Origin of the sequence: Micromonospora sp. NPDC005171, assembly GCF_040608575.1 — a bacterium.
GTDB lineage: Bacteria > Actinomycetota > Actinomycetes > Mycobacteriales > Micromonosporaceae > Micromonospora.
The window spans coordinates 208,317-230,832 of record NZ_JBEXIM010000001.1 but is presented as its reverse complement, the minus strand read 5'-3'; the positions used below and the strand labels follow the sequence as shown (position 1 = coordinate 230,832).

13 protein-coding genes are annotated in these 22,516 nt (G+C 68.1%); 4 read left to right on the top strand and 9 right to left on the bottom strand.

What is annotated here, in order from left to right; translation table 11 throughout:
• From ABZU74_RS01025 to ABZU74_RS01010, 4 genes are all read right to left on the bottom strand, one after another.
• Positions 1–933 carry an alpha/beta hydrolase gene (locus ABZU74_RS01025; protein ID WP_355416810.1) on the bottom strand — a complete coding sequence of 311 codons (933 nt, stop codon included), beginning with the start codon at positions 931–933 and terminating at the stop codon, positions 1–3.
• 143 nt (positions 934–1,076) lie between these two features.
• Positions 1,077–2,411 (bottom strand): phosphatase PAP2 family protein, encoded by a 1,335-nt coding sequence (locus ABZU74_RS01020; RefSeq protein ID WP_355416807.1) that lies wholly within the window; start codon positions 2,409–2,411, stop codon positions 1,077–1,079.
• A 132-nt stretch (positions 2,412–2,543) separates the two neighbouring features.
• Positions 2,544–3,317 (bottom strand): helix-turn-helix domain-containing protein, encoded by a 774-nt coding sequence (locus ABZU74_RS01015; protein WP_355416804.1) that lies wholly within the window; start codon positions 3,315–3,317, stop codon positions 2,544–2,546.
• A gap of 410 nt (positions 3,318–3,727) precedes the next feature.
• Entirely contained in the window at positions 3,728–6,175 is a 2,448-nt protein-coding gene (locus tag ABZU74_RS01010) for an immune inhibitor A domain-containing protein (RefSeq protein WP_355418189.1), read from the bottom strand.
• 605 nt (positions 6,176–6,780) lie between these two features.
• Here ABZU74_RS01010 and ABZU74_RS01005 point away from each other — a divergent pair.
• Positions 6,781–11,376, top strand: coding sequence for a hypothetical protein (locus ABZU74_RS01005; protein WP_355416801.1), 4,596 nt, complete (start codon positions 6,781–6,783; stop codon positions 11,374–11,376).
• 224 nt (positions 11,377–11,600) lie between these two features.
• Positions 11,601–12,041, top strand: coding sequence for a FixH family protein (locus ABZU74_RS01000; RefSeq protein WP_355416798.1), 441 nt, complete (start codon positions 11,601–11,603; stop codon positions 12,039–12,041).
• A 136-nt stretch (positions 12,042–12,177) separates the two neighbouring features.
• Here ABZU74_RS01000 and ABZU74_RS00995 read toward each other — a convergent pair whose 3' ends face one another.
• Both ABZU74_RS00995 and acs read right to left on the bottom strand, forming a co-directional pair.
• Positions 12,178–14,973 carry an immune inhibitor A domain-containing protein gene (locus ABZU74_RS00995; RefSeq protein ID WP_355416795.1) on the bottom strand — a complete coding sequence of 932 codons (2,796 nt, stop codon included), beginning with the start codon at positions 14,971–14,973 and terminating at the stop codon, positions 12,178–12,180.
• Positions 14,974–15,240: 267 nt separating this feature from the next.
• A complete protein-coding gene (gene acs / locus ABZU74_RS00990) occupies positions 15,241–17,205 on the bottom strand; it encodes an acetate--CoA ligase (protein ID WP_355416792.1) in 1,965 nt (654 codons plus the stop codon).
• A 574-nt stretch (positions 17,206–17,779) separates the two neighbouring features.
• On the opposite strand from acs, the gene ABZU74_RS00985 reads away from it, so the two are divergent.
• Positions 17,780–18,526 carry an oxidoreductase gene (locus tag ABZU74_RS00985; protein WP_355416789.1) on the top strand — a complete coding sequence of 249 codons (747 nt, stop codon included), beginning with the start codon at positions 17,780–17,782 and terminating at the stop codon, positions 18,524–18,526.
• An 18-nt stretch (positions 18,527–18,544) separates the two neighbouring features.
• Here ABZU74_RS00985 and ABZU74_RS00980 read toward each other — a convergent pair whose 3' ends face one another.
• The gene (locus ABZU74_RS00980; protein WP_355416786.1) at positions 18,545–19,348 is read right to left on the bottom strand and encodes an HAD-IB family hydrolase; all 804 of its coding nucleotides are present in this window, start codon (positions 19,346–19,348) and stop codon (positions 18,545–18,547) included.
• Positions 19,349–19,959: 611 nt separating this feature from the next.
• Here ABZU74_RS00980 and ABZU74_RS00975 point away from each other — a divergent pair.
• Positions 19,960–20,634 (top strand): hypothetical protein, encoded by a 675-nt coding sequence (locus ABZU74_RS00975; RefSeq protein WP_355416783.1) that lies wholly within the window; start codon positions 19,960–19,962, stop codon positions 20,632–20,634.
• A gap of 83 nt (positions 20,635–20,717) precedes the next feature.
• On the opposite strand, the gene ABZU74_RS00970 is transcribed toward ABZU74_RS00975, so the two are convergent.
• Positions 20,718–21,356: an SAM-dependent methyltransferase gene (locus ABZU74_RS00970; RefSeq protein ID WP_355416780.1), complete on the bottom strand. Its 639-nt coding sequence runs from the start codon at positions 21,354–21,356 to the stop codon at positions 20,718–20,720.
• A 525-nt stretch (positions 21,357–21,881) separates the two neighbouring features.
• Positions 21,882–22,415, bottom strand: a complete 534-nt coding sequence (locus ABZU74_RS00965) for an ATP-binding protein (protein ID WP_355416777.1) — start codon at positions 22,413–22,415, stop codon at positions 21,882–21,884.
• Between the last annotated feature and the right edge of the window lie 101 nt (positions 22,416–22,516).

Below are 22,516 nucleotides of genomic sequence, written 5' to 3'. Positions count from 1 at the left end.
TCAGGTCTTCGCCCACCGCAGGATCTCGCCGAGCACCAGCTCCGGTGCCTCCAGGTGCGGGAAGTGCCCCACCCCGTCGAGCAGCCGCCACTCGTACGGGGCTACGACGTACCGGCCGGAGCCCAGCGCGGTCCGCGGCAGGGAGGCGGCGTCCAGGGCGCCGTGCAGTTGCAGGGTCGGGGTGGACAGCGGCTTCTGCATCAGGCGGACGAACCGGTAGCCGTGCAGCCGCAGCAGTGACCGGAACGCCCAGCGGTAACCCTCCAGCGCGCAGAACGCGGCCTGCGGGATGCACATCGCCTCCCGGCACCGCTCGGCGTACGCCTCGAAGTCCGACCCGGCCACCCACTGTGGGCCGCCCCAGCGGCGCATGATCTCGCCGACGGCCGCCGCGCCGTCGCGGGTCAGCACGTGCTCGTACCGGGGTAGCTGGAACTTCAACGCCGGGGTGGAGGCGGTGAACTGCCCGCGCGGGTCGGCGAAGATGGCGGCGCGCAGTCGCAGCGGGTGCGGTGCGCCCAGCACCACGAGCCGGCGGACCAGGGACGGGTGGAACGAGGCCACCGTCCAGGCCACCATGCCACCGAGGCCGCTGCCGACGATCGTCGTGGATCGTTCACCGAGCGCGCGGATCAGCCCGGCGATGTCGGCGGCGAGGGTGTAGCCGTCGTACCCCCGGGGTGGTTTGTCGCTGGCGCCGTAGCCGCGCAGGTCGACGGCGACCGCCCGGAAGCCGGCGTCGGCGACCGCCGGCAGCATCTGGTGCCAGGCCCACCAGTGCTCGGGGAAGCCGTGCAGGAAGAGCACCATCGGCCCGGTGCCGGCCTCGACCACGTGGAACCGGCTGCCGTTGGCGCCGACGAAACGGTGCGTCCACGGCCCCTCGGTGAGGACACGGGACTCGTCGACGGCCCCGCCGCGCTGGTCGGTCATGGCAGACAGCCTAGGACCCCGGGTCGCGGTGACGGCTGTCAAGGCCAGGTCGCCCACCGATGGGTGTGCCGATCGGCATCGCACCGGACGTGCGACGATCCCGGGCCGACGGGGTGTCCAACGGCCCGGGATCGCCGGTCCGGCTACCGCGGGTAGGTGCTGATGACCCGGTTGGCCACCTGGTCTCCGACGCTCAGCCCGGTGTCGGCATCCCACTGGTAGTGCACACCCAACCAGACCCGGCTACGGGCGTTCTCGACGGCCGCCGCGCTGAAGCTGGTGAAGGTGCGCGTGACGTTGACCGCGTTGGGATCCTCTGTGGTGGCGGTGAACGTGACCGCGTCGGTGCCGTAATAGCGCTTCATGATGCCGGCCCAGGCGCCGGCGAAGGTCGCGTGGCCGGATACGTACGCCGGGAACGGCGGTGAGAAGTGGGCGCCGTTGCGGTCGGCCGACAGCGGCTCCCACCCGGCGTCGGGCACTGTGGCGGCGTTGTTGTCCGTCTCGGGCTCGGCGATCGCGGTGTCCGGCCGCCACAGGTCGATGCTGGTGTTGTACTTGGCGTCCCAGGCGGCGATGGCGGCGTCGGCCATCGCCATCGCCACGAGGGCAAACAGCTTGGGGGTGTCGATGGGTAGCTGGGCCGCGACGATCTGGGTGTGCCGGAAGAGTTGGCCCGGCGGCTTGTAGGTGCCGTCGAGGTCGTTGGCCCAGAAGTACGCGGCCTGGGTCTGGTCGGCGGTGCGGTCGGTGGCGCTGGCGGTAGCCGAGCCGAACTTCTTGACGTCGTTCACCTGTGCGGCGTAGGCGCTGCTTCTGAGCATCGTGTCGACGTTGGTGAAGCCACCCGGCAGCGGGGGACGGAACTGCGCACCAGAGGTGAGGGCGAACGGCTTGACCGCTCCCCAGTTGGGGCTGGCCGCCGCGCCCGAGCCGGTCGGTCGCCACTGGCCGGCGGTCAAGCTCGCGGTGTACGGGGCGTTGTTGGTCGAGCCGTCGTTGGCGCGGGCGCTGATGATGTTCCGTGCCGCGCCCTCGCCGACACTCGTGCTCCATCCCTCGGGTCCGGGATTGCCGATCGGCGGGTAGGAGCGGGAGCCGGCGAAGTCGTTGGTGAAGTCCCGGTTCGGCCAGATGGAGGCCAGGACATCGACCGCCGCAACGTCCATGTTCCAGTTGCGGTCGTAGCTGTAGTTGGGCACCTTTGCGATTCGGGCGATGTACGGGGTGCCGCTACCGCCGAGCGACAGGCTGGCGTCGTACATCGCGAGGTGCATCATCGCGCCCGCCCGGGCCAGCACCGTCGGCGGACCGCCCACCGCGCGGTAGGTCTTCAGCAGGACGTTGTTCCAGTAGACGACGTGGTCGAAGCCTTCCGGGACGGCTTGAGCCGGCTGGGGCGCCGCGGTGATGGTGCCACCAATGGCGAGTGCGGTTACGAAGAGGGCGACGATCTGCCGCAGTCCGGTCCTTCGCAAGTGTGTCCTTCCCCCTGGACGAGCGCGCTGGAGGCGCGGTCACCGACGGGATCTCCATCGGCGTACGCCAATGGTCGGAGATGGCAGGCGGAAGGGGGATGGCGAAGTGGTCGCAGTCCACAAGTTGCAAGATCAAACCCAGCCGCGTTGGGCGGCAGCGATCCCGAGGGTCAGCCGGTTGGACGCGCCGAGCCGCTCGGAGAGGAGCTCGAAATGCCGGCGTACCCAGCGAGGACTGCGCCCCAGACTGCGTGCGATGGCCTCGTCTTTGGCGCCGTGCGCGGCGAGCCGGAGAATCTGCAGCTGCACCTCCGACGGGGCGTCCCTGCCTGCCGTCGTCTCGGTGGCCAAAGGCTGTGCCTGCCGCCAGAGGCTGTCGAAGTAGTGGCCCGCCAGGTCGACGAGCGCCGGCGCGCGCAGCACCCAGCCGGCCGACCGGTGGGTGTCGGTCGGCGCGACCACTGCCATCTTCGCGGAGATCACCATCGTGGTGGGGATGGCCGCGAAGATCCGGGTCTCACCTCCGGGGTGGGTGGCTCCGGTGGCGCGGTCGAGGCCGCCGGGAAGTTCGAGGAGCCGCCGGTCGAGGATCGTCCGGTGTCGTCCGTCCACAGGCAGGCCGGGTTCCGCGGTCGTCGGGTCCGGCGGCATCCCGAGCAGGACCCGGCAGTCGTCCGGTGCCTCGGCGCTCAGCCGGTCGGCCAGCCGGGTGAACTCCGTCCAGTCCCGTACGACGTCGTCCGGGCCGTGCCCGGACGCACTCCGGTGCTCCTCCAGTCGTTCCAACTGGGCGTACTGGTCGATGAGTCGATGCTGGGCGCGGACCAGTTCCCGCTGGCGGGCGGCGAGCACGAGGCGCAGCTCCACGGCCGACACCATGGCGGCGTCGAGCGGGGTCGAATTCACCGTCCAGAGCGGGTCCGTGCCGCTGCCGTCTGTTTCCGACCAGATTCCACCTGACAACCCTGACCACCCCCGTGGACGATGCCGAGAGGGCGGCCGGCAGGCCGGTCAGCGCAGGATGCCGGTCCACCCATCGACATCGACGATCGTGCTGGTGAGGCGACTTTGTCGTCAAGTGGCCGTACCGCCGTTGACGGCCCGCCGTCGATGTGCTTGACGGTGTTCGCCTCCGCACCGAGAGTCAGGGGCGGCAGGAGGAGCGCGGCGAAACCAACCGCCGACCGGGGTGATGCCAGGGGGCACGATGGTGGGAGGTTCCCGCAGGTCGAACGGTTCCCCGTCCCGGGTCGACAAAGGGCGACGCCCGGGCAGGTGAACTGCCCGGGCGCCGCTGGGTGGTGCGGGATCAGTGGTCAGCTGACCCGGATCTTCATCGAGGTGCCTTCCTGCTCCAGAACCTTGATCTTGACACCGGTCTGCGGGAGCTTGACGCCGTGGTTCGGCAGCTCCTCGTAGAAGTACTTCTTGGTGTCGTCGAACAGCGGCTCCGCAGCCTGGCCACGGATGTACTGCGGCTGGCTGTTGAGGTGCAGGGTGAACGAGTCGGCCTTGTTGAGGCTGAACGGTGCGTCGTAGACCTGGACGCGGGCCCGCCACGGCGCGCCGGTCAGGTTGTAGATCGGGCGCGGGTGCGCGTCGATGTACAGGTTGCGACCTTCGCCCGGATGACCACCCGGGTTGGTGTCCGGGTCGTACGGCGCGGTGTTGTTGTCCGACCAGCGGGTGTTCCAGTACGAGATGAGCAGGCCCTCCTGGTACGCGTAGTGGTCCACCCAGTCCGGGCGGGTGTTCGCGTAGCCGAAGAAGTACGGGCCCGTCTTCAGGTACTTGTCGTACGAGACGTACGACCGGTTGCCGGCGATGTAGTAGTTGTCGAAGAGCCGGGTGTACGTCGCGCCGACCACCTGGAAGTTCTCCAGCGTCCAGCCGGCGTCGGTCTCGGCGCCGTCGCTGAACACAGTCTGGCCGTCGGCGGTGACGGTGATCGCGTCGCCGAAGAAGCCGCCCTCGGAGACGCCGAGGTCGGTGACGTAGTGCAGGCGGACCTGCGCCACCTTGCCGGCGACCGCGGTCAGCGGGATGTTGATGTCCGTCCAGGCGCCCTTGCTGCTGCCGGTGAGGGCCGGGCGATCGCCGCCGTCGACGCCGATCGGCTGGCCGTTGACCGTGCCGTCCAGGTCGATCCAGGTCTGGCCGCCATCCGTCGACGCCTCGAAGTAGAGGTAGTCGTAGTTGGCTTCGATGCTGTACTTGCCCTTGAGAGACAGCGCCGCCGTGGACTTGCCGGTGAGGTCGAACGTCCTCGTCATCCTGCTGTCGAGGTTGTCCTCGTTACCGGAGAAGTACTGCTTGGAGCCCTCGACCGGTGCGCCGTAGTCGAAGGTGTATTCCCGCTGCGGGAGCACGACCACTGCGGCCTGCGCCTTGTCCGAGTTGTACTCCTGCGGGCCGAGCTCCAGCGTGCGCTTCTGCCCCGCCACGATCACCTCGTAGTCGAGCCAGCCGAGCTGGAGCTTGTTCCACGCGCCGAGGTCGCCACCACGGTCACCGATGCCCACGTCGTTCTTGGCGGCGAGCCGGCTCTGGGCCATCAGGGTCCAGTGCTCGTTGCTGTTGTCCGCCGGTCCGTAGTCGTCCGGCAGGCCCAGGTCGTGGCCGTACTCGTGGTAGAAGACGCTGCGACCGCCGTTTTCCGGCTGGATCGTGTAGTCGCGGATCCAGACGCCGGTGTTGCCGATCTGGGTGCCGCCGATCGGAAGGTTCGGCGGGCCGACGGGCGAGCTGTTGTAGGCGGACCAGCGGTGGCTCCAGATGGCGTCCTCGCCCTGCTGCGGGTCACCGTCGGCCTGGTCGCCGCCGGAGTGGACGATCTGGAAGTGGTCGATGTAACCGTCCGACTCGTTGAAGTCGCCGTCACCGTCGTAGTCGAACCGGTCCCACTGGTCGAAGGACCGCATCTCCTCGGCGATCTGCGCGTCCGTCCGGCCCTTGGCCTTCTGGTCGACGACCCACTGGTTGGCGGCGTCGCGGACCAGCGCCCAGGTGTTCGAGCACACGTTGTCGGCGCAGACGGCCGGGTCGTCCCGCGGGTCCGGCTCCTCGTCGGGATCCGGGTCCGGGATCGGGTCGTCGGAGCGACCGTAGCGGGCCTCGTTGTATTTGACCTTGACCCAGTCGGTCACCTCACCGTCGACGGTGTAGCGACCCGAGGACTGCGCCTCGTAGTACTGCTTGAGCGACTCGTCGCCCGGGTTGGTGCCGAAGTAGATCTGGCGGAAGTGCTCCGGGCTGAAGTCCGGCTGCCAGATGGTGGAGTTGTCCACGGTCCGGTTGGGCTCGGGGATCTTGTTGTGCAGCGGCCCCTCGAACGTCGCCGGCCCGGCGATGTCCGGGTTCATGTCCTTGTCCGGGTAGGACGGGTGCCGCTCGTCACCGAACTCGGCCAGGATCACGAAGATCTTGTCGGTCCGCTCGCGCTTGAGCTCGACGTACTGGTCCTTCTTCTTCTTCGCGCCAGCGGCGGAGCGGGCGTTGGTGCCCATGCCGCTCGTCTCGCCGACCTTGACAACCGTGCTTCCGTTGCGCTCGATCGGCTTGCTCCGACCGCTGAGCACGTCGCTGAGCCCCTGCTCACGCAGCGCGCGGCGCTTGTCCTCGAGCTTGTCGGGGAGTTCATCCTGCAGTGCCTGCGGTTCGGCAGCGGCCGGTGCCGCTGCCGGCAGTTTGGGCTGAGGCGCCGCCGAGGCGGACGGGCCGAAAGCCAGGCCTGTCGCCGTCAGTGAGAGCCCGAGCAGACCCACTGCGACTTTGCGCACGTGGTACCTCCGGTGTGAGTGAACCGGCCCAACGGGGATGAGGGTCGGCGTCAGATCGATCCCACGAATGGGACCAATGGTGAACATAGACACTGCCGGGACGGGTGGGAAGACGCACGCGTCGATTTGTTGCAAGATTTTGTTGGGAATGCTTTTCAGCGTCACACCTCAGGTCGCCGTCAGGCAGTGTGAGCTGGGCGCACTGCCCCCGGACTCAGGCGTGGCGTCGAGTGTCGATCAAGAAGCGGAAGCGGCGCGAGGCCCTCTGCCAGCCCTCCAAAATCTGGCCATCTTGCTCCGCGGACTGTCTGTCCATCCACGTGTCGTCGCCCTTGATCGCTCGGCCTCGAGCTCGATAGCCGTCGTCTGTCAACGGCATACCGGAGCGCGGGACGACTGACAATGCGCACCGCACTGCTGGTAGCAGAGGACTGACCGAAAGTGACATCGATGTTGACAGGGAAAACTTTAATCGCCGAGGATCAATGCGTTATCGCAGCGAGTCACGGGGGCTCTGCCGCACGAAACTCCATAACGTCCTGGGCGCATGCCCGGGACGGGCCTCCGTGATCCATCTTCTAGGAGGCCGAGTGGCCGCAGCGCCCGCAGATGTCACACCCCTACTACTGATCCTGGCCATCGCCGCGTTCGTCCTGGTGGGCGTTCGCCGCAGGTCCACCTGGCCGGTCCGACTCGCCCTCACCGTGGGTGCGGGCCTGTGGATCGCCCTCGCAGGCGGGGCCATGTGGATGGTCAGCCAGGCCACCGCCGCCAGCACGCTCCCGCCGAAGGCGGGTACCCCAGTCAACCCTTGTGTCACCGGGGCGCCGGCAAAGGCGTTCAACGTCTCGCTGATCAACCTGCCGATCTTCCTCAACCGGTTCGGGGACGTCGTCCCCGAGGGCAGGATGTACATCCTCGACTCGAACATCGCTACGGTGCGGGCCAACTTCAAGAACGCCGCCGACCCGTCCAAGGCGAACCTCGACGATCTGATCGAGCCGCTTACGCTACGGGTCAACAAGGGCGACTGCGTCACGGTCAATTTCACCAACCGGCTGAACGAGGCCGCGCCCACACTGGACCGTACGGTCCGGGACTCGGCGATCTACACCCTGCCAGGGGAGATCAAAAAGGCCGCCGGTTCGAGCACGTTGGGGGCTCGGGAGTTCGCGCCTGCCCTCTCCGCGCCCAGGATCGACTTCGACCCGACCCAGGCACCGAACGCCTCCATGCACTTCGACGGTCTGGACTACGACGTCAAGACCGGTGACGGAACCGTGGTGGGCGACAACCCGGACTCCACGGCGGCGCCGGGCGGAAAGATCACCTACCTCTTGCACGCGCAGGCCGAGGGTGAGTACCAGTTCAAGGACGGCGGCGACTTCACCTCCCGGCAGACCCGGCCCGAGGACTCCACCGGCAAAGTGAAGTTCATCGGCTCACACGCGTTCGGGGCCTTCGGTGCCATCGTCGTTGAGGCCAGCGACGCCACCTGGGTTGACTCTCGTACGGGTGGGGCGCTGGCGTCGGGCACCCGGGCGATCATCAAGCGCCCGAACAACAAGGACTTTCGCGAGCACGTGCTCTTCATGCACGACGAGGTGGAAGCCGAACCCGGAATCCTCACCCGCTACTGCAGGGGCGCCTCGGAGGACAAGACTGGCTCGGAATGCGTGACCCCGACTGCGGCCCAGACGGCGGTCATGACCAAGAACACCCTTCCGGGCCTCGGCGGCGGCGACGCCGACGCGATCGTGCAGTACCACGAGGAAGTGCCGGTCAAGCTTGAGTGGTTCGCCTTCAACTACCGGGCCGAGCCGACCTACAACCGCGAGGAGATCGGCTGCCCCGCGGCAACGGTGACCGGGCAGGGCTACAAGGCCAACGAGTGCGTCGGCGAGGAGACCTCGTTGTCGTCGTGGATCTACGGCGACCCGGGCGGCGGCGACCTCGTCTTTCCGAACTACCGGGGCGAGCCGACCCAGGTGCGGCTGCTGCACCCGGCCGAGTTCGAGACTCACACCTTCCACTGGCACGTGAACCGGTGGGCGTACGACCCGCAGAACGAGGGTGGGCTGGACGCGATCAGCAGCCCCAACCACGTCACCGCCAAGACCAACATCCTCGACGTTCAATCGGTGTCCCCAGGCACCAGTTACGACCTGGTGGTGCAGGGCGGTGCGGGCTCGTCGCACAAGACGAAGCAGGCAACCTTCGGCGACATCATCTTCCACTGCCACCTCTATCCGCACTTCGCCACCGGCATGTGGGGGCTGAACCGTACCCTCGACAAACTCGAGGACGGCACCCGGAAGAACCCGGACGGCTCGCCTATCCCGCGGCTGCAGCCACTGGCCGACTTCGATTACCAGACCTCGGTCACCGGGGTTAACCCACCTCCGTCGCCGGACGCGGAAAAGACAGGTTTCCCGCACTTCGTACCCGGCGTCTTCGGGTACAAGGCGCCGAAGCCGCCGCTCGGCGTGTCGGAGCGGGCGACATCCGGTGTCTTCCCGCCCACCGTCAAGGAGAAGGCCGCAGCCGACTCCGGGGCACAGGTGCCGGGCGGCTTCTTCCAGAACCCCTGCCCGGCCGGCAGGCCGACGAAGACCTTCAACATCTCCGCCATCCAACTGAACCAGGTTTACAACCCGACAGCCAAGTGGCGAAATCCGCAGTCCCGCGTCTACGTGCTCGACGCGGAGCGTGACGCGGTGCTGGCCGGTCAGAAACCACAGCCCTTCTCACCCCTGCTCAACGTGGGTGACTGCGTGGTCTACAACCTGACCAATCGGCTACCCATGACGTACGGCGGCACCGCCTTCGACCGGCTCCAGACCACCAACGAGGTCGGCCTGCACCAGCACATGGTGCAGTTCGACGTGCTCTCCTCCGACGGCGCCGCCAACGGCTGGAACTACGACCAGGGTGCCGACGGCTCGGCCACCGGGGTCGGCCAGACCATCACCTACCGCGACTTCGTGCACGAGAACACGTCCACGAACTCGTTCCACGACCACTTCTTCGCCAACGTCCACCAGGACGCGGGGCTCTTCGGCGGTGGCACCATCCACGACGCCGGATGCACCTTCCGCAGCCCGGCAACGGACCTGGCGGTCACCGTCGGAACCATGGTTTCGGTGATCTGTGACCGCACGACTGACTACAACGGCAAGGCCACTGACGGATTCGACTACCGCAACGTGTCCCTCTTCATCGAGGATCACGTGCCGATGTTCAAGGATCCTGATCCGAGTACCACCAACGACGACCAGTTCGTCACCTCGTACGGTGTGCCGATTCAACCGGCGCCGTTCCCGTCCAGCCTCGACGACCAGGGCGTGATGGGGATCAACTACACGTTGGAACCGTTCGAGGCGCGCCGGGACAAGGACCCTTCACAGGTTTTCGCGGCGCCCGACGAATTCTCCGGAAATCCGTACACACCCATGCCGAAGGCATTCAAGGGTGACCGGATCAAGTGGCGGCTGTTCCAGCTTTCCCAGGAGGAGTCGCACGGCTTCAACATGGACGGCCGGTGGAAGCAGGAACCCAATGATGTGAACTCCAACGTCGTCTCCGCAACGCACATCGGCATCCTCGAATACTTCGACATGCTTGTGAAACCGCAGACCGAGGGCCGCAAGAGCGGCGGGCCGGTGGACCGGGACGAGCTCTACTTCCTGGGCGGTTCGGACGACATGTTCCTCGGCGCCTGGGGTTATCTACGGGTGATGCGGTGCCAGTACTGGGGAGCGTCGCCGGGCGGCGACCCGGACAACCCGCCTCCGCCGCCGAAATCGCTGCTGTATCCATTGCCGGACAACACCGCCAGCGCGCTGGACTGCATCGGCGAAAAGCCGGACGTCGGCGTGCCGCCTCCCGGCACACCTTGTAGTGCCGCAGCACCGGTGAAGGCGTTCAGTGTGGTCGCGATCAACCGGGACATCACCTACAACAAGGCCGGCGACCACGACCCGCACGGTCTCCAGTACGCGCTGGAATCCGACTGGACGAACGGCACCGTCAAGAACGAGCCGCTGGTCATCCGGGCCAACGCCGGCGACTGCGTCGAGGTCACCCTCAAGAACAGGCTCGATCCGGCCAAGATGGTGCCGAGCTGCTTCGAGGGCGTCGAACCGGGGCAGTTGGGCTACCGAACCAGTGTCCTGAGCTACCCGGGATGCCTCGACCAGCCGCCGAAGGACGAGGTGAACGTGCCCGGCTTCCTGCCGCTGCCGGTCAGCAACCGGGTGTCGATGCGACCCCAGTTGACCGACCACTGGAGCTACTCCGCAGGCGTGAACGTCGGCGCGACCCACGGATACGACCGCACGGCGGGCCCCGGGGAGCAGGTCACCTACCGGTGGTCCGTTCCGGTCGCCGGCATGGCGATGTTGCGCGACATGGCTGACCCGATGCACCACGCCTCGCACGGCCTGTACGGGGCACTGATCATCGAGCCGCCCGGCAGCACGTACCTCAATCCGACCACTGGCGCACCGTTGGCCAGCGGTGTCAGCGCGGTGGTCTCCAACCCGAACGGCGCCGACCACCGGGAAAATATCGTGTTGATGAACAGCGACCTGGCGCTGTTCCGCAAGGACGTCAACGGCAACGTCGCCGACGACCAGCCGGTGCCGGACAACTTCGACCTGAGCCTGACGCCGAGCGACGTGGCCGATGACGCCGAGGACCAGGGCGAGTTTTCCATCAACTACAGCAACGAGCCCTTGGCGCACCGGTACGCCAACGACCAGAACATCACGAACATCTTCAGCTCGTACGTGCACGGGAACCCGTCGACGCCGATGTTCCAGGCGTACGGGGGGGACAAGACGGTGTTCCACGTCGGCCAGGCCGTCGGTGACCCGCGCTCGACGAGCTTCGCCCTGCACGACCACATCTGGCGGCGTGGGCCCATGGACCCCGACTCGCAGCTCGCGGCGAGCCAGGGGCAGTTCAACCCGGGTGTGTCGTATCAGATCGTGCTGGACCCTGCGGCCAACGGCGGCGCCGGCGGTCGACGGGGCGCTGCGGGTGACTACCTGTATCGCTCCGGCACGCTAGCCCGGCACCTGACGGGCGGCCAGTGGGGCATCTTCCGGGTGTACGGGGCGGGCCGGACCGGCCTGATCGCGCTCCCGGACCGGCCGATTGCCGGCAGCGGTCCGGCGGCGTAGGTGAGAGGAGGCACGACCATGCAATGTGACGAGTGGGCACAAGCGGGGCGGCGGACGTGACCGCGCTCAGGGAGAGGTTGCGGCTCTCCGACGAGATGCTCGGCCGGCCGGCCTCCGCCAGCAGGCCGGTCCGAGTCGGAAAATCGGTCCGGCCCGGCCGGCGGCCTCGCAAACGGGGGCCGAACCGGTTCCGACAGGGCATGCTCCTGGGGATCTGCATCGGGATGACGGCCGCGCTGCTGGTCGGGGTGGTCGGCTTCCTGGCCACCCGGCCTCGGGTCGTCGTACCAACCGCTGCGGAGACTGCCCCGGCCGAACGGCATGGCCAGGGCAACGAACAGCAGTCGCAGGCAGCGATTTCGATCGACAGCGAGCACCTGGGCAACCTCCAGGTGCGTATCGAGGCGAAGGTCAGCTCACCGAGCAGCTATGACCCGATCACAAAGGGTCAGGTCGTGGCATACACCGACATGGTGGCAATGCCGGGGGCGCACAAGTCGAGTCCGATCGTGATGGCTGAGATGTCCGGGCAGCCGGGCGTCTACCAGGCTGTCACCAACGTGCCCATGGCGGGCGAATACAACGTCATCGTCGAGGTGAAGCAGCCGATGGCATCCACCGCGAACCAGCGATTGACCGTTGGCACCGTGGAGCAGAAGAAGTAGTAGTGGTGGCAAGGCGCTGGGCGGGCCCGGACGGGCCCGCCCAGCGTTGTCTCGATCAGTCTGACCGGGTTACGACAGTGGGGCCGGCAGCGTCTCCGCCACCGGCCCCACCGTCAGTTGTCGATCTGCGAGACCGCTACTTCTTCGCTGGGGTCACGTAGATCATGGCGGACGAGTTGTCCCCGGCCGCCTTCTTGATGGTCAGCGAGACGCCGTAGTTCACGCCCGCGTCGCCGGGGTTACCGGTGCCCAACACGATCGCGCCGCCGCCCAGCGTCACGCCGTAGAACTCCGGCGCCGGGCTGCCGTCCGGGTTGGTGACCCGGGTGGTGTACGGCGCGTTGTCACGCGACGGCAGGACCACCGACGCGTCGTTGTCCCGGGCGTAGGCAGCGCCGTCGCGCATCTCGATGCCCGGGTAGTAGCCCTTGGCGTCGGTGAACGACTTCACCGGCGGCAGCCCCTTGAACTTCGTGCAGTAGGCGCTGTACGGCTCGTCCGCCGCCTCCAGGCACTCGGTGAAGGGGTACGTCCGCTGCAGGGTGAAGGCCGCGTTCGACGACTGCGGACGGCTGGGCAGGTTGTCCGTCACCGACGGGTCCTTCACGGCCGCCTCGCCGGTGCGGCGCAGCGGGTCGAAGTGCGAGTCGACGATGAGCAACCCGCCCTTCGCGCCGTAGCTGGGCAGCGCGGTCATCTGCCCGGTGACGTGGTTGACGTCGCCGAGCGCGGTGTCCCGGTACCACACCAGCATGCCCGGGGCGTTGTAGGAGATCCGGTCGACCTTCCACGCCTCGTGCGAGTAGATGGTGTCGTAGGCGTACTTCAGGCCGTTGTCGAAGCCGTCGAAGTTGCGCCACTCCGCCAGGTAGTACTGGGCGTGCACCTCGGTGCCGCTGGAGATCGTCCAGCCCGCACCGGTGGTGTCGACGAAGGTGCCGCCGGTGGCCGTCCAGCCGTTGGCGCCGCCCTCGACGTCGTCACTCCAGGTGGTGGCGCCGCCGCCGGTGACCGAGAAGTCGTCGACGAACCAGTTGCGCTCCTCGAACGCCTCGTCGGTGGCCAGGCGCAGCCGCACCTGCACGGTCGTCCCGGCGTACGCCGACAGGTCGACGTAGTCGTGCCGCCAGCCGTCGGTGCTGCCGGTCAGGCCGTACTTCTTGCCGCCGAAGTCGTTCATCCGGCCGTTCGGGTCCGGGTAGCCGTCCGGCGTGGTGACCACCGTGCCGCCCTCGTCGTACACCTTCTGCTCGGTCCAGGTCGTACCGCCGTCGGTGGAGAGCTCGACGAAGCCGTAGTCCCAGTCCTCCTCGATGATGTAGTTGTTCCACATCCAGAACTTGGCGTCCGCGGCGTTGGGCACGTCGACCGAGCGGCTCAGCTTGACGTCCGCCCACTCCTGGTCGTTGTTGCTGTGCCACATCTTGGTGCCGCTGTGCGGGGTGGCCAGCGTCGTCACCTTGTCCGGCAGGTCGACCTTGATGCCGTCCTCGGAGTCGATCGGGGTGCGCGACGTCTGGCCGAGCTTCACCTCGCGGGGGTTCGACCCGGGGCGGATGGTCAGCGGGTCGGCCCAACCGAGCACCCACTTGTCCCAGATGCCCATGTGCGTGGGCAGCGCCTGGAAGATCTCACCCGAGTGGGAGCCCGAGGCCATCAGGTCCCAGAAGTCCACGTCGGAGTCGGCGTTGCCGGACGTGTCGTAGAGGTCCGGCAGGCCCAGGTCGTGGCCGAACTCGTGGGCGAAGACGCCCACACCGGCGTCCTCCGGCTGCACGATGTAGTTCGACGCCTTGAGGTTGGTGCCCGGGATGGTGTAGCCACCGGCGACCGTGGAGGAGTGCGCCCACACGGCGTACACACCCTCGGCACCGCCACCACGGGACTTGCCCTGGCCGGCGTGCACCAGCACGAGGTGGTCGATCACGCCGTCCGGCTCGAAGACGTTGCCGTCACCGTCGCGGTCGGCCTGGTCCTCGATGTCGTAGTCGGCCCACGGGAAGTTCGGGTCCTTCGCGACGAGCGCGTCGATCGCGTCGGTCGCCAGGCGACCCGCGCCGGCCGGGTTGTCCGGGTGGCCGTTCATCGACTGCTCACGGCCGGGAACCCACGCGCCGGTCTCGTCCTGGAAGCAGCGGTTGGCCGCGTACCAGCCCTCCGAGTGCGGCACGGTGATCCACGGGCTGGCCTGCCCGTCCACCGTGTACGCGTTCTTGGACATCTCCAGGTACATGTTGTGCATGGTGCGACCGGACAGGTCGACGCCCTTCTTGCCGTCCGGGCCCTTCAGGTCCGTGCGGACCCGCTCGGTGATGCCCTTCTTGCTGTAGAGCATCTTGTTGTAGTGCTGCGGCGAGAAGTCCGGCACCCACATCGAGTTGTTGTCCTCGTGGGGCAGGCGCGCCGGGTCCGGGATCTTGTTGTGCTTCGGGCCGTTCTGGACCGTGCCGGGGACGCAGGTGCGGTCCTCGAACACCGTCTTGGGGACCATCACGCCGGTGAAGTCGTCGTTGGCCTTGTCGTTGAACTCGACAAGCAGCGTCAGCAGCTTCGCCGTCTGGGTGGCCGGCGCCTTCTTGAACTTGCGCGGGTTCTGGCCCGTCTTCAGCGACTTGGCCTCGTCCTTGGCCAGTTGGCGCGCGGTCACCGGGTTGCCCCGGGCGTGCTTCCGGTCGAACGCACGCGCGGACTCCGCGGCAGGGGTGTAGATGCCACCCTTGCCCTTCACCTCACGGCCGGTGGTGTCCGGCTGCACCTCGGGCTCGGCGTAGTTGATGTAGTGCTCGTCCGCGCCAATCACCGCCTGGGGGGTGCCGGACGGCGGCTGGGCTGCCGCACTGCCACTCACGGTCAGTGACGTGGCCGCGAGGGCGATGGCGGGCAGCGCGACGAGTAGTCGTCGCCGCGCCCTGGACTGCGGTTTGTGGTTCATGCCGCTCCGTTTCTCGGGCATGGGGAGGAGGACGTTGGCGTGGCCGACCATCGAAACGATGTGTGTCGAACTCTTCCAACCTGCGTGAACCTAAAGCACAACCGGCCGAAAGGACAGAGGTGACCGCCGTCTGTGCCCGTTCAGCTTTTCCCGACTCCCCCGACCGACCGATGTGACAGCGGCGAGGCGGCACGAACCGTACCCGTAAGACATGACGGAGGGTGGCGGTCCGTACGGACCGCCACCCTCCAGTTGGTACGCCTACCGTCAGTCCTCGTCGGACTTCGTGCCGCTCATCCCCGAGGAGATCAGGTCCATCACCGATGAGTCCTGCAACGTGGTCACGTCGCCCAGCGACCGGTTCTCCGCCACGTCCCGCAGCAGCCGGCGCATGATCTTGCCGGAGCGGGTCTTCGGCAGCTCCGGCACCAGCATGATCTGCCGCGGCTTGGCGATCGGGCCGAGCGTCTTCGACACGTGGTTGCGCAGGTCGGCGATGAGCTGCTCACCCGCGTCACCGGCGATGTCCGTGCTGCCCCGCGGAATGGCGAACGCGACGATCGCCTGACCGGTGGTCGGGTCGGTCGCACCGACGACCGCCGCCTCGGCCACCGACGGGTGCGACACCAACGCCGACTCCACCTCGGTCGTCGAGATGTTGTGCCCGGACACCAGCATGACGTCGTCCACCCGGCCGAGCAGCCAGATGTGCCCGTCGTCGTCCTTTTTCGCACCGTCGCCGGCGAAGTACATGCCCTGGAAACGAGACCAGTACGTGTCGATGAACCGGTCGTCGTCACCCCAGATGGTGCGCAGCATCGACGGCCACGGCTCACGCAGCACCAGGTAGCCGCCCCCACCGTTCGGCACCGACTGGCCCTGGTCGTCCACCACGTCGGCCACGATGCCGGGCAGCGGCGTCATCGCCGACCCCGGCTTGGCCGCGGTGACCCCCGGCAACGGCGAGATCATGATGGCGCCCGTCTCGGTCTGCCACCAGGTGTCCACCACCGGCAACTCGCCCCGGCCGATGTGCTGCCGGTACCAGATCCACGCCTCCGGGTTGATCGGCTCGCCGACACTACCCAGCAGGCGCAGCGAGGACAGGTCGAAGCCGGCCGGGATGTCGTCGCCCCACTTCATCATCGTCCGGATCAGGGTGGGAGCGGTGTACAGGATGCTCACCCCGTACTTGTCGATGATCTCCCAGAACCGGCCCTTGTGCGGCGTGTCCGGGGTGCCCTCGTACATCACCTGGGTGGCGCCGTTGGAGAGCGGGCCATACACGATGTAGGAGTGCCCGGTGACCCAGCCGATGTCGGCAGTGCACCAGTAGACGTCCGTCTCCGGCTTCAGGTCGAACACCGCGTGCGTCGTGTACGACGCCTGGGTGAGGTAGCCGCCGGTGGTGTGCAGGATGCCCTTCGGGCGGGCCGTGGTGCCGCTGGTGTACAGGATGAACAGCGGGTGCTCGGCGTCGAACGGCTGCGCGGTGTGCTCGGCCGACGCAGTCTCCACCGTCTCGTGCCACCAGTGGTCCTTCTCCGACCAGGCCACGTCCTCGCCGGTGCGGCGGACCACGAGCACGTGCTCCACCGACGGGGAGTTCGCCACCGCCTCGTCCACAGTGGGCTTCAAGGCCGACGGCTTGCCCCGCCGGTAACCACCATCCGCGGTGATCACCACCTTGGCGCTGGCGTCCTGGATCCGGTTGCTCAACGAGTCCGCGGAGAAGCCACCGAAGACCACACTGTGCGCGGCGCCGATCCGGGCGCACGCCAGCATGGCAACCGCCGCCTCCGGGATCATCGGCAGGTAGATCGCCACCCGGTCACCGGCGGTCACCCCCAGGTCGGTGAGCGCGTTCGCCGCCCGGCAGGTCAGCTCGTGCAGGTCCGCATACGTGATGGTGCGGGTGTCGCCCGGCTCGCCCTCCCAGTGGATCGCCACCTTGTCGCCCCGGCCCGCCTCGACGTGCCGGTCCAGGCAGTTGTACGCGACGTTGAGCTGCCCACCCACGAACCACTTCGCGAACGGCGGGTTCGACCAGTCGAGCACCTCATCCCACTTCTTCGACCAGGCCAGCCGATCGGCCTGCTTCGCCCAGAAGGCGAGCCGGTCGGCCTCAGCCTCGGCGTACGCGTCGACTGTGACGTTGGCGTGCGCGGCGAGTTCGGCCGGCGGGGGGAACTGGCGCGTCTCGTTCAGCAGATTGGCCAATGCCTCGCTCATGCCGTGACTCCTCATCCTCGGGGTGACCTGCGTCTCGATGGCACGAGGGTAGTCGCGGGGTCCGCGACCGGCCACGGCTGCCCGCTGCGTCGCGCCGAGTGGCCCCCGCCGCGCGCCCGGCGGCCCGCCCCGCCTGGCCCTTGCCGCCCGTCCCGCCCCGCCCGGCCGCCGCCCGGCCCGCCCGGCCCTGGCCCGGCCCGCCCGGCCGCCGGCCGCCCCGCCCGGCCGCCGCCCGCCCCGGCCCGGCCCTCGCTCGGCCCGCCCGGTCCTGGCCCGGCCCGCCCGGCTCCCGCTGGGCCCGCCCTACCCCTGCCGGGGTCGCCGAGGGCGGCGCCTTGATCGACACGGGTTCATTGAAATCGCGGTGTCCAGGTCAGGCGGACACCCCGACTTCAATGAACCCGTGTTGACCTTGCCCGTGCCGTGCCGTGCCGTGCCGGGTCGGGTGGTCCGGGCCGGGCCGGGCCGGTCGGGTCGGATCGGGCTGTGTGGTGCTGGGTCGGGCCGGGTGGTCCGGGTCGCGTTGCGGGCGGGTGCGGCCCGTTGCGTCGGGTCGGGTCGTTAGCGTGGCGGGGTGACCACCGACCCGCTCGCGCCCCTGCTCGCGCTCGCCGACATCGCCGCCGCCGTCGAGCAGGCCCGCGCGCGGTTCGACCAGGCGCTCGGGCACCGGGCGCTGCGCCGGCACGGTGGACAGGTCGCCGCCGAGGTCAGCCTGCGCTCAGCGCTGTCCAGCGCGGCCCTTGAGGGGGCCGTCCACGAGCGTGAGGCGGTCCGGGCGGGAACCGTCACCGACCCGGTGCTCCAGGGGGCGCTGCGGGTCGCCGGGGCGCTGCCGGGCCTGAGTGAGCTGTGGCCGAAGGCGCCCCGCCAGGCCCTCGCGAAGCTGCACGTCCTCGCCGCCCGGGACCTGGTGTCGGAAGCCGAGCTGGGCCGCCCGGTTGCCGACCCGGTGGTCGCCACCCGACTGGACGGGCTGGCCGGCCTCGCCGCCGGCGGCACGAAGGTCTCCCCGCTGGTCCTCGCCGCTGTCGTACACGGGGAGTTGTTGAACCTGCGCCCGTTCGCCGGGCCGTCCGGCGTGGTGGCCCGTGGGGCCGCCCGGCTGGTGCTGCTGGCCAGTGGCCTCGATCCGCGTGGCCTGCTCGCCGTCGACGTCGGGCACCGCGAGCGGGAGCCGGAGTACGTCGGCGCGGCCGGCGCCTTCGCCACCGGCACCCCGGACGGGCTGCGCTCCTGGCTACGGCACTACATGGCCGCCGTCGAGGTCGGCGCCGACCAACTCACCACCATCGGAGACGAGATCCTCGCCGCCGCCTGAGCGGTTGGCTGGGTGGGGTCAGGCGGTGGTGGCGGCTCGGGTGCGACGGTGCCGGCCGTACCAGGCGATGCCGATGGCCACGCCCACCCCGACCCCCAGGGCCGCCGCGGCCACCGGAACCGCCGGTCGTTCCCGCAGCCGCCGGCCCAGCGGGATCGGGTGCCGGAACTCCAGCACCGGCCACGCGTTCTCCGACGCCAGCTTGCGTAACTGCCGGTCCGGGTTGACCACGCTCGGGTGGCCGACACACTCCAGCAACGGGCGATCGCTGTACGAGTCGGAGTAGGCGTACGAATCAGCCAGGTCGTAGTCCCGGGCGGCGGCCAACTCGGTGACCGCCTCGACCTTGCTCGGGCCCGCCGCGTAGAACTCGACCTCGCCGCTGTACCGGCCGTCCCGCACCGTCATCCGGGTGGCGATCACATCGGTCACGCCGAGCAGCTCGCCGATCGGCCGGACCATCTCCTCGCCGGACGCCGACACCAGCACCACGTCCCGCCCAGCCGCCTGGTGCTCCACGATCAGGGCGGCGGCTTCGGCGTACACATAAGGGTTGATCAGCTCATGCAGCGTCTCCGCGACGATCTGGCGGACCTGCTCCACCTGCCAGCCCTTGCAGAGCGCAGCCAGGTAGTCCCGTGTTCGGGCCATGGTCTGCTCGTCGGTGCCGCCCAGCCGGAACATCAGCTGCGCGTACGCCGACTTGACCACGTCACGCCGGGTGATCAGCCCATCCCGGTAGAACGGCCGACCGAACGCCAGGGCGCTCGACTTGGCGATGACGGTCTTGTCCAGATCGAAGAAAGCGGCACTTCGGCCCACGGCGCGAAAGTCTAGCCGGATGGTCTATCGTCGGCGGGTGCCCGGGGTCATGCCACCCCTCAGACCTGCGGGCTGGCAACACCACCTCCGCTCCGCGTGATCGCGCTCACACTCTGCGAGGAGATTTTCGCAGTGAGTGGAGTCGGCACCACTCGACGTGACGGGCCCGCTCAGGCAGACTTGTCCGTACGACGAGCTTTCACATCCTCGAAACAGGCAGACCCTCAGCGGTTGCACCCCCCGTGACCGCTGAGTGGTTCGGCTCGACCCCCCCGGAGCCGAACCTCCGACGACCCCCGTCTCCCCCCGACGGGGGTCGTCCCTTTCTGCTGGAAACGCTCCATCACAGCTCACAAGTCGTCCTCCGGCCCGTCCAGAGCGTCCAGGGACGGCGTTTCCACAGGCGCACCCCTGTGATGCAGCACGCAACCGCAGGAGTGAGCCAGCGGCCGGACTGCCGGCGATGTCGGGCTCTATTTGATCCGCTACATCGCGGCTTCACTTTGACAAGTGACGGGTTGCTGGTCGAGGGGCACACATCGTGTTCCTCGGGTCGGCCATCGCTCAGCCGCGGCGCCGGTTCAGGATGTATCGGTGGTTAGATTCAGGCCGTGACGAGGATCGAGGAGTTGTTGGCGGCTGCTGCTGTCGACCCTCACGCGACGGCCTGGGACGAGTTATACGAGGAAGCCTGCCACCAGGGCGTATCCGACGGGGACGAAGCGTTTCTCATCCCGCGCCTAGCCGACGTCGCCGCTCGGTTCGCGCCGGCCGACCGCGACAACGCCCTGCTCCTCGGCGGGCAGATCGCTGCTGACCTCGACGAGACGTCGTGGCTCCGGCACGCCGAGGCGTTGGCGGCCTTGCACAGACTGACAAACGATTGGCTCCCGACGCCAACCGATCCGCAGTCGTTCAGCTTCCGTCTGCAAGCGGTCATGGCGTTGGAGCGCGACGAGCTGTGGGGCGCGGAACTCGATCGGATCGTGCACGACGAGATCGAGGTCGAGTGCCCAAACTGCGAAACGTCGCTGTTCGTGGCATTCGGCGATGACGGCTGCTTCGCCACGCACGAGGACTACGCGACCAAGTCGGAGGTCGAGAAGACGCCGCTACTTCCGGCCACACCCACCGAGTTGGAAGGCGTGGGCCGACGGCTGCACTCGATGAGCGCGCATGCCGGACAGGAATCGGTCGCTGCCGCTCTCACCTACCTGTTCGGTCGTGCCACGTGCACAGAGTGCAGCACCACGTTTCGCGTGTCCGACCAGGTCCAACGGTACTGACCCCCCGTCCGGGCCAGCCGTCCCCCCGAGCAGCCGAGACGCGGCAGGCTGGCTGGCAAGTATCAGGCAGCGACCAGCTGGCGTCAGCGCAGGAACGTGAAGACGGTTCCCGCAGGATCCAGGGGCTGCGGGGCGCTTTCGAACCGGTGAACGCCGACAGAGAATCGAACGTCGCCCGGAGCGTGGAATGCCTGCTCCACGAAGCCGGCATCTCGAAGCCACTCCCGTACTGCTGCCGTTAGGTCCGAGTCCCGCCGCGCCCTGGTCCAGATCACGGTGGCGCCCTCAGCACACAGCCGGGGCAGGGCGGCAACGGTTCGCTCTACGTCGGCGTCCGAGATGTTGCCAAAGACCCCCACCATGAGCACCAGGTCGGCCGGTACTGCCCCCGCATACGAAGAGAGCAGGCCAGCGTCTGCCTGCCTGATCACGATATTGATGAGCCCGGCCTGATCGGCGGCGGCCTGAGCAGCAGTCACATTGCCCGCGTCGTACTCAAGCAGGGTCCCGTGTACACGCTGGGCATCAGCCCTTGAGGCAAGGACGCCGATGAGATCATGACCCTGCCCCGCACACGCGCTCACCACAGTCAGGCGCTCGTCGGAACGCTGATCAAGCCACGAGGCGATGTGCTGCTGGACCAGCCTCAGCCGACGCGACAGGGGGGATTTCTCATCGGCGTAGGGCTCATGCCACGCCTGCCAGTGAGTCTGGGCGGTCATCTGAATTACCTTGCCGGAGCGAAGCTCACACGGATGCCCCACCGGAGGCCCGGCCAGGCCGTCGTCAGGCCGTCAGAGGCCGATCGCGAGCGACCAATGACGACCAGAAACGACGTTGTCTGCCCAGGTAGCAAGGGGTAGTCGACCCGTTAACCAGGCCGGCGGTCACCGCCTTACCTGTAGTTGTTGAACTGCATAGCTGAGCCGCACCTGACCGCAACCTGAGTCGGTCCGTAGGCCCGCCGGATGCAGTCGATGAGGCTCCTCTCTCTCAGCGCTTCCGGCCGGGGCTGTTCCGGTTACCGCGACCTGCCAGGCCGTACGCGGCGGCCCCGATCAGCAGCCCGACGACGGCTCCCATCAGCCGGTGCCCAGCGCCGATTGGCGTGCCCGATCCGTGCCCGACGCAGCGGTCAACTCGGGGCCACACCGATACCCAGTTGGTCCTGCAATCGACGCCCTGTAGCTGTGTCTCGCGTGACGTGACTACCCAACGTACGAATCAGGGCGATTCCCAAGCTGAGGTTAGGCCCCTGAGCTTCCCCCGGTAGCTCGTAGGACGATCTGCATGGCGGCTTGGGCGGGAGTCAGGTGCGTGGTGTCGACGACCTCGGCCTCGGCATGCAGCCACGTGCGGGCCGCCTCGGCGTAGGGCTCGAGGTACCTGAGGCGGAACGGCGACGGAACGGGGTGTTCTCCCTCGATACGCCGACGAAGGGTGTTCTGATCAGCGTGGAGGACGAAGTGACTTACCGGGATGGCGTGTTGGGCGAGGCCCGTACTGATTTCGCACCAGTACTGCTCGACTAGGACAGTCATGGGTATCACCAAAGTGCCGCCGGTGTAGTCGAGCACGCGGCGGGCGGTCTCGACGACGAGCTGCCGCCACGGCGGCCAGTGCTGGAAGTTGTCCGTCTCGGGCAGCCCCGGCGTGATGTCCATGAGCGTCTCGCCGACTTTCTCGGCGTCGAACACCCGGGAATCCGGGATCAGTTGCTGCACGAGCAAGCTGGTCGTCGTCTTGCCCGCGCCGTGGGTGCCGTTGAGCCATACGATCACGGGAAACATTAACGCGCGTGAGCAAGCGGACGATTTGCATGGGACTTGTAGGCGAGCCTCAGTCAGCGAGTCAGCGAGTCAGCGAGTCAGCGAGGCAGCCA

Excerpts from the sequence above, each read along its gene's own strand:
- acs (WP_355416792.1), bottom strand. The coding sequence starts at position 17,205 with ATGAGCGAGGCATTGGCCAATCTGCTGAACGAGACGCGCCAGTTCCCC.
- ABZU74_RS00970 (WP_355416780.1), bottom strand. The coding sequence starts at position 21,356 with ATGACCGCCCAGACTCACTGGCAGGCGTGGCATGAGCCCTACGCCGAT.
- ABZU74_RS01025 (WP_355416810.1), bottom strand. The coding sequence starts at position 933 with ATGACCGACCAGCGCGGCGGGGCCGTCGACGAGTCCCGTGTCCTCACC.
- ABZU74_RS01000 (WP_355416798.1), top strand. The coding sequence starts at position 11,601 with ATGACGGCCGCGCTGCTGGTCGGGGTGGTCGGCTTCCTGGCCACCCGG.
- ABZU74_RS00995 (WP_355416795.1), bottom strand. The coding sequence starts at position 14,973 with ATGAACCACAAACCGCAGTCCAGGGCGCGGCGACGACTACTCGTCGCG.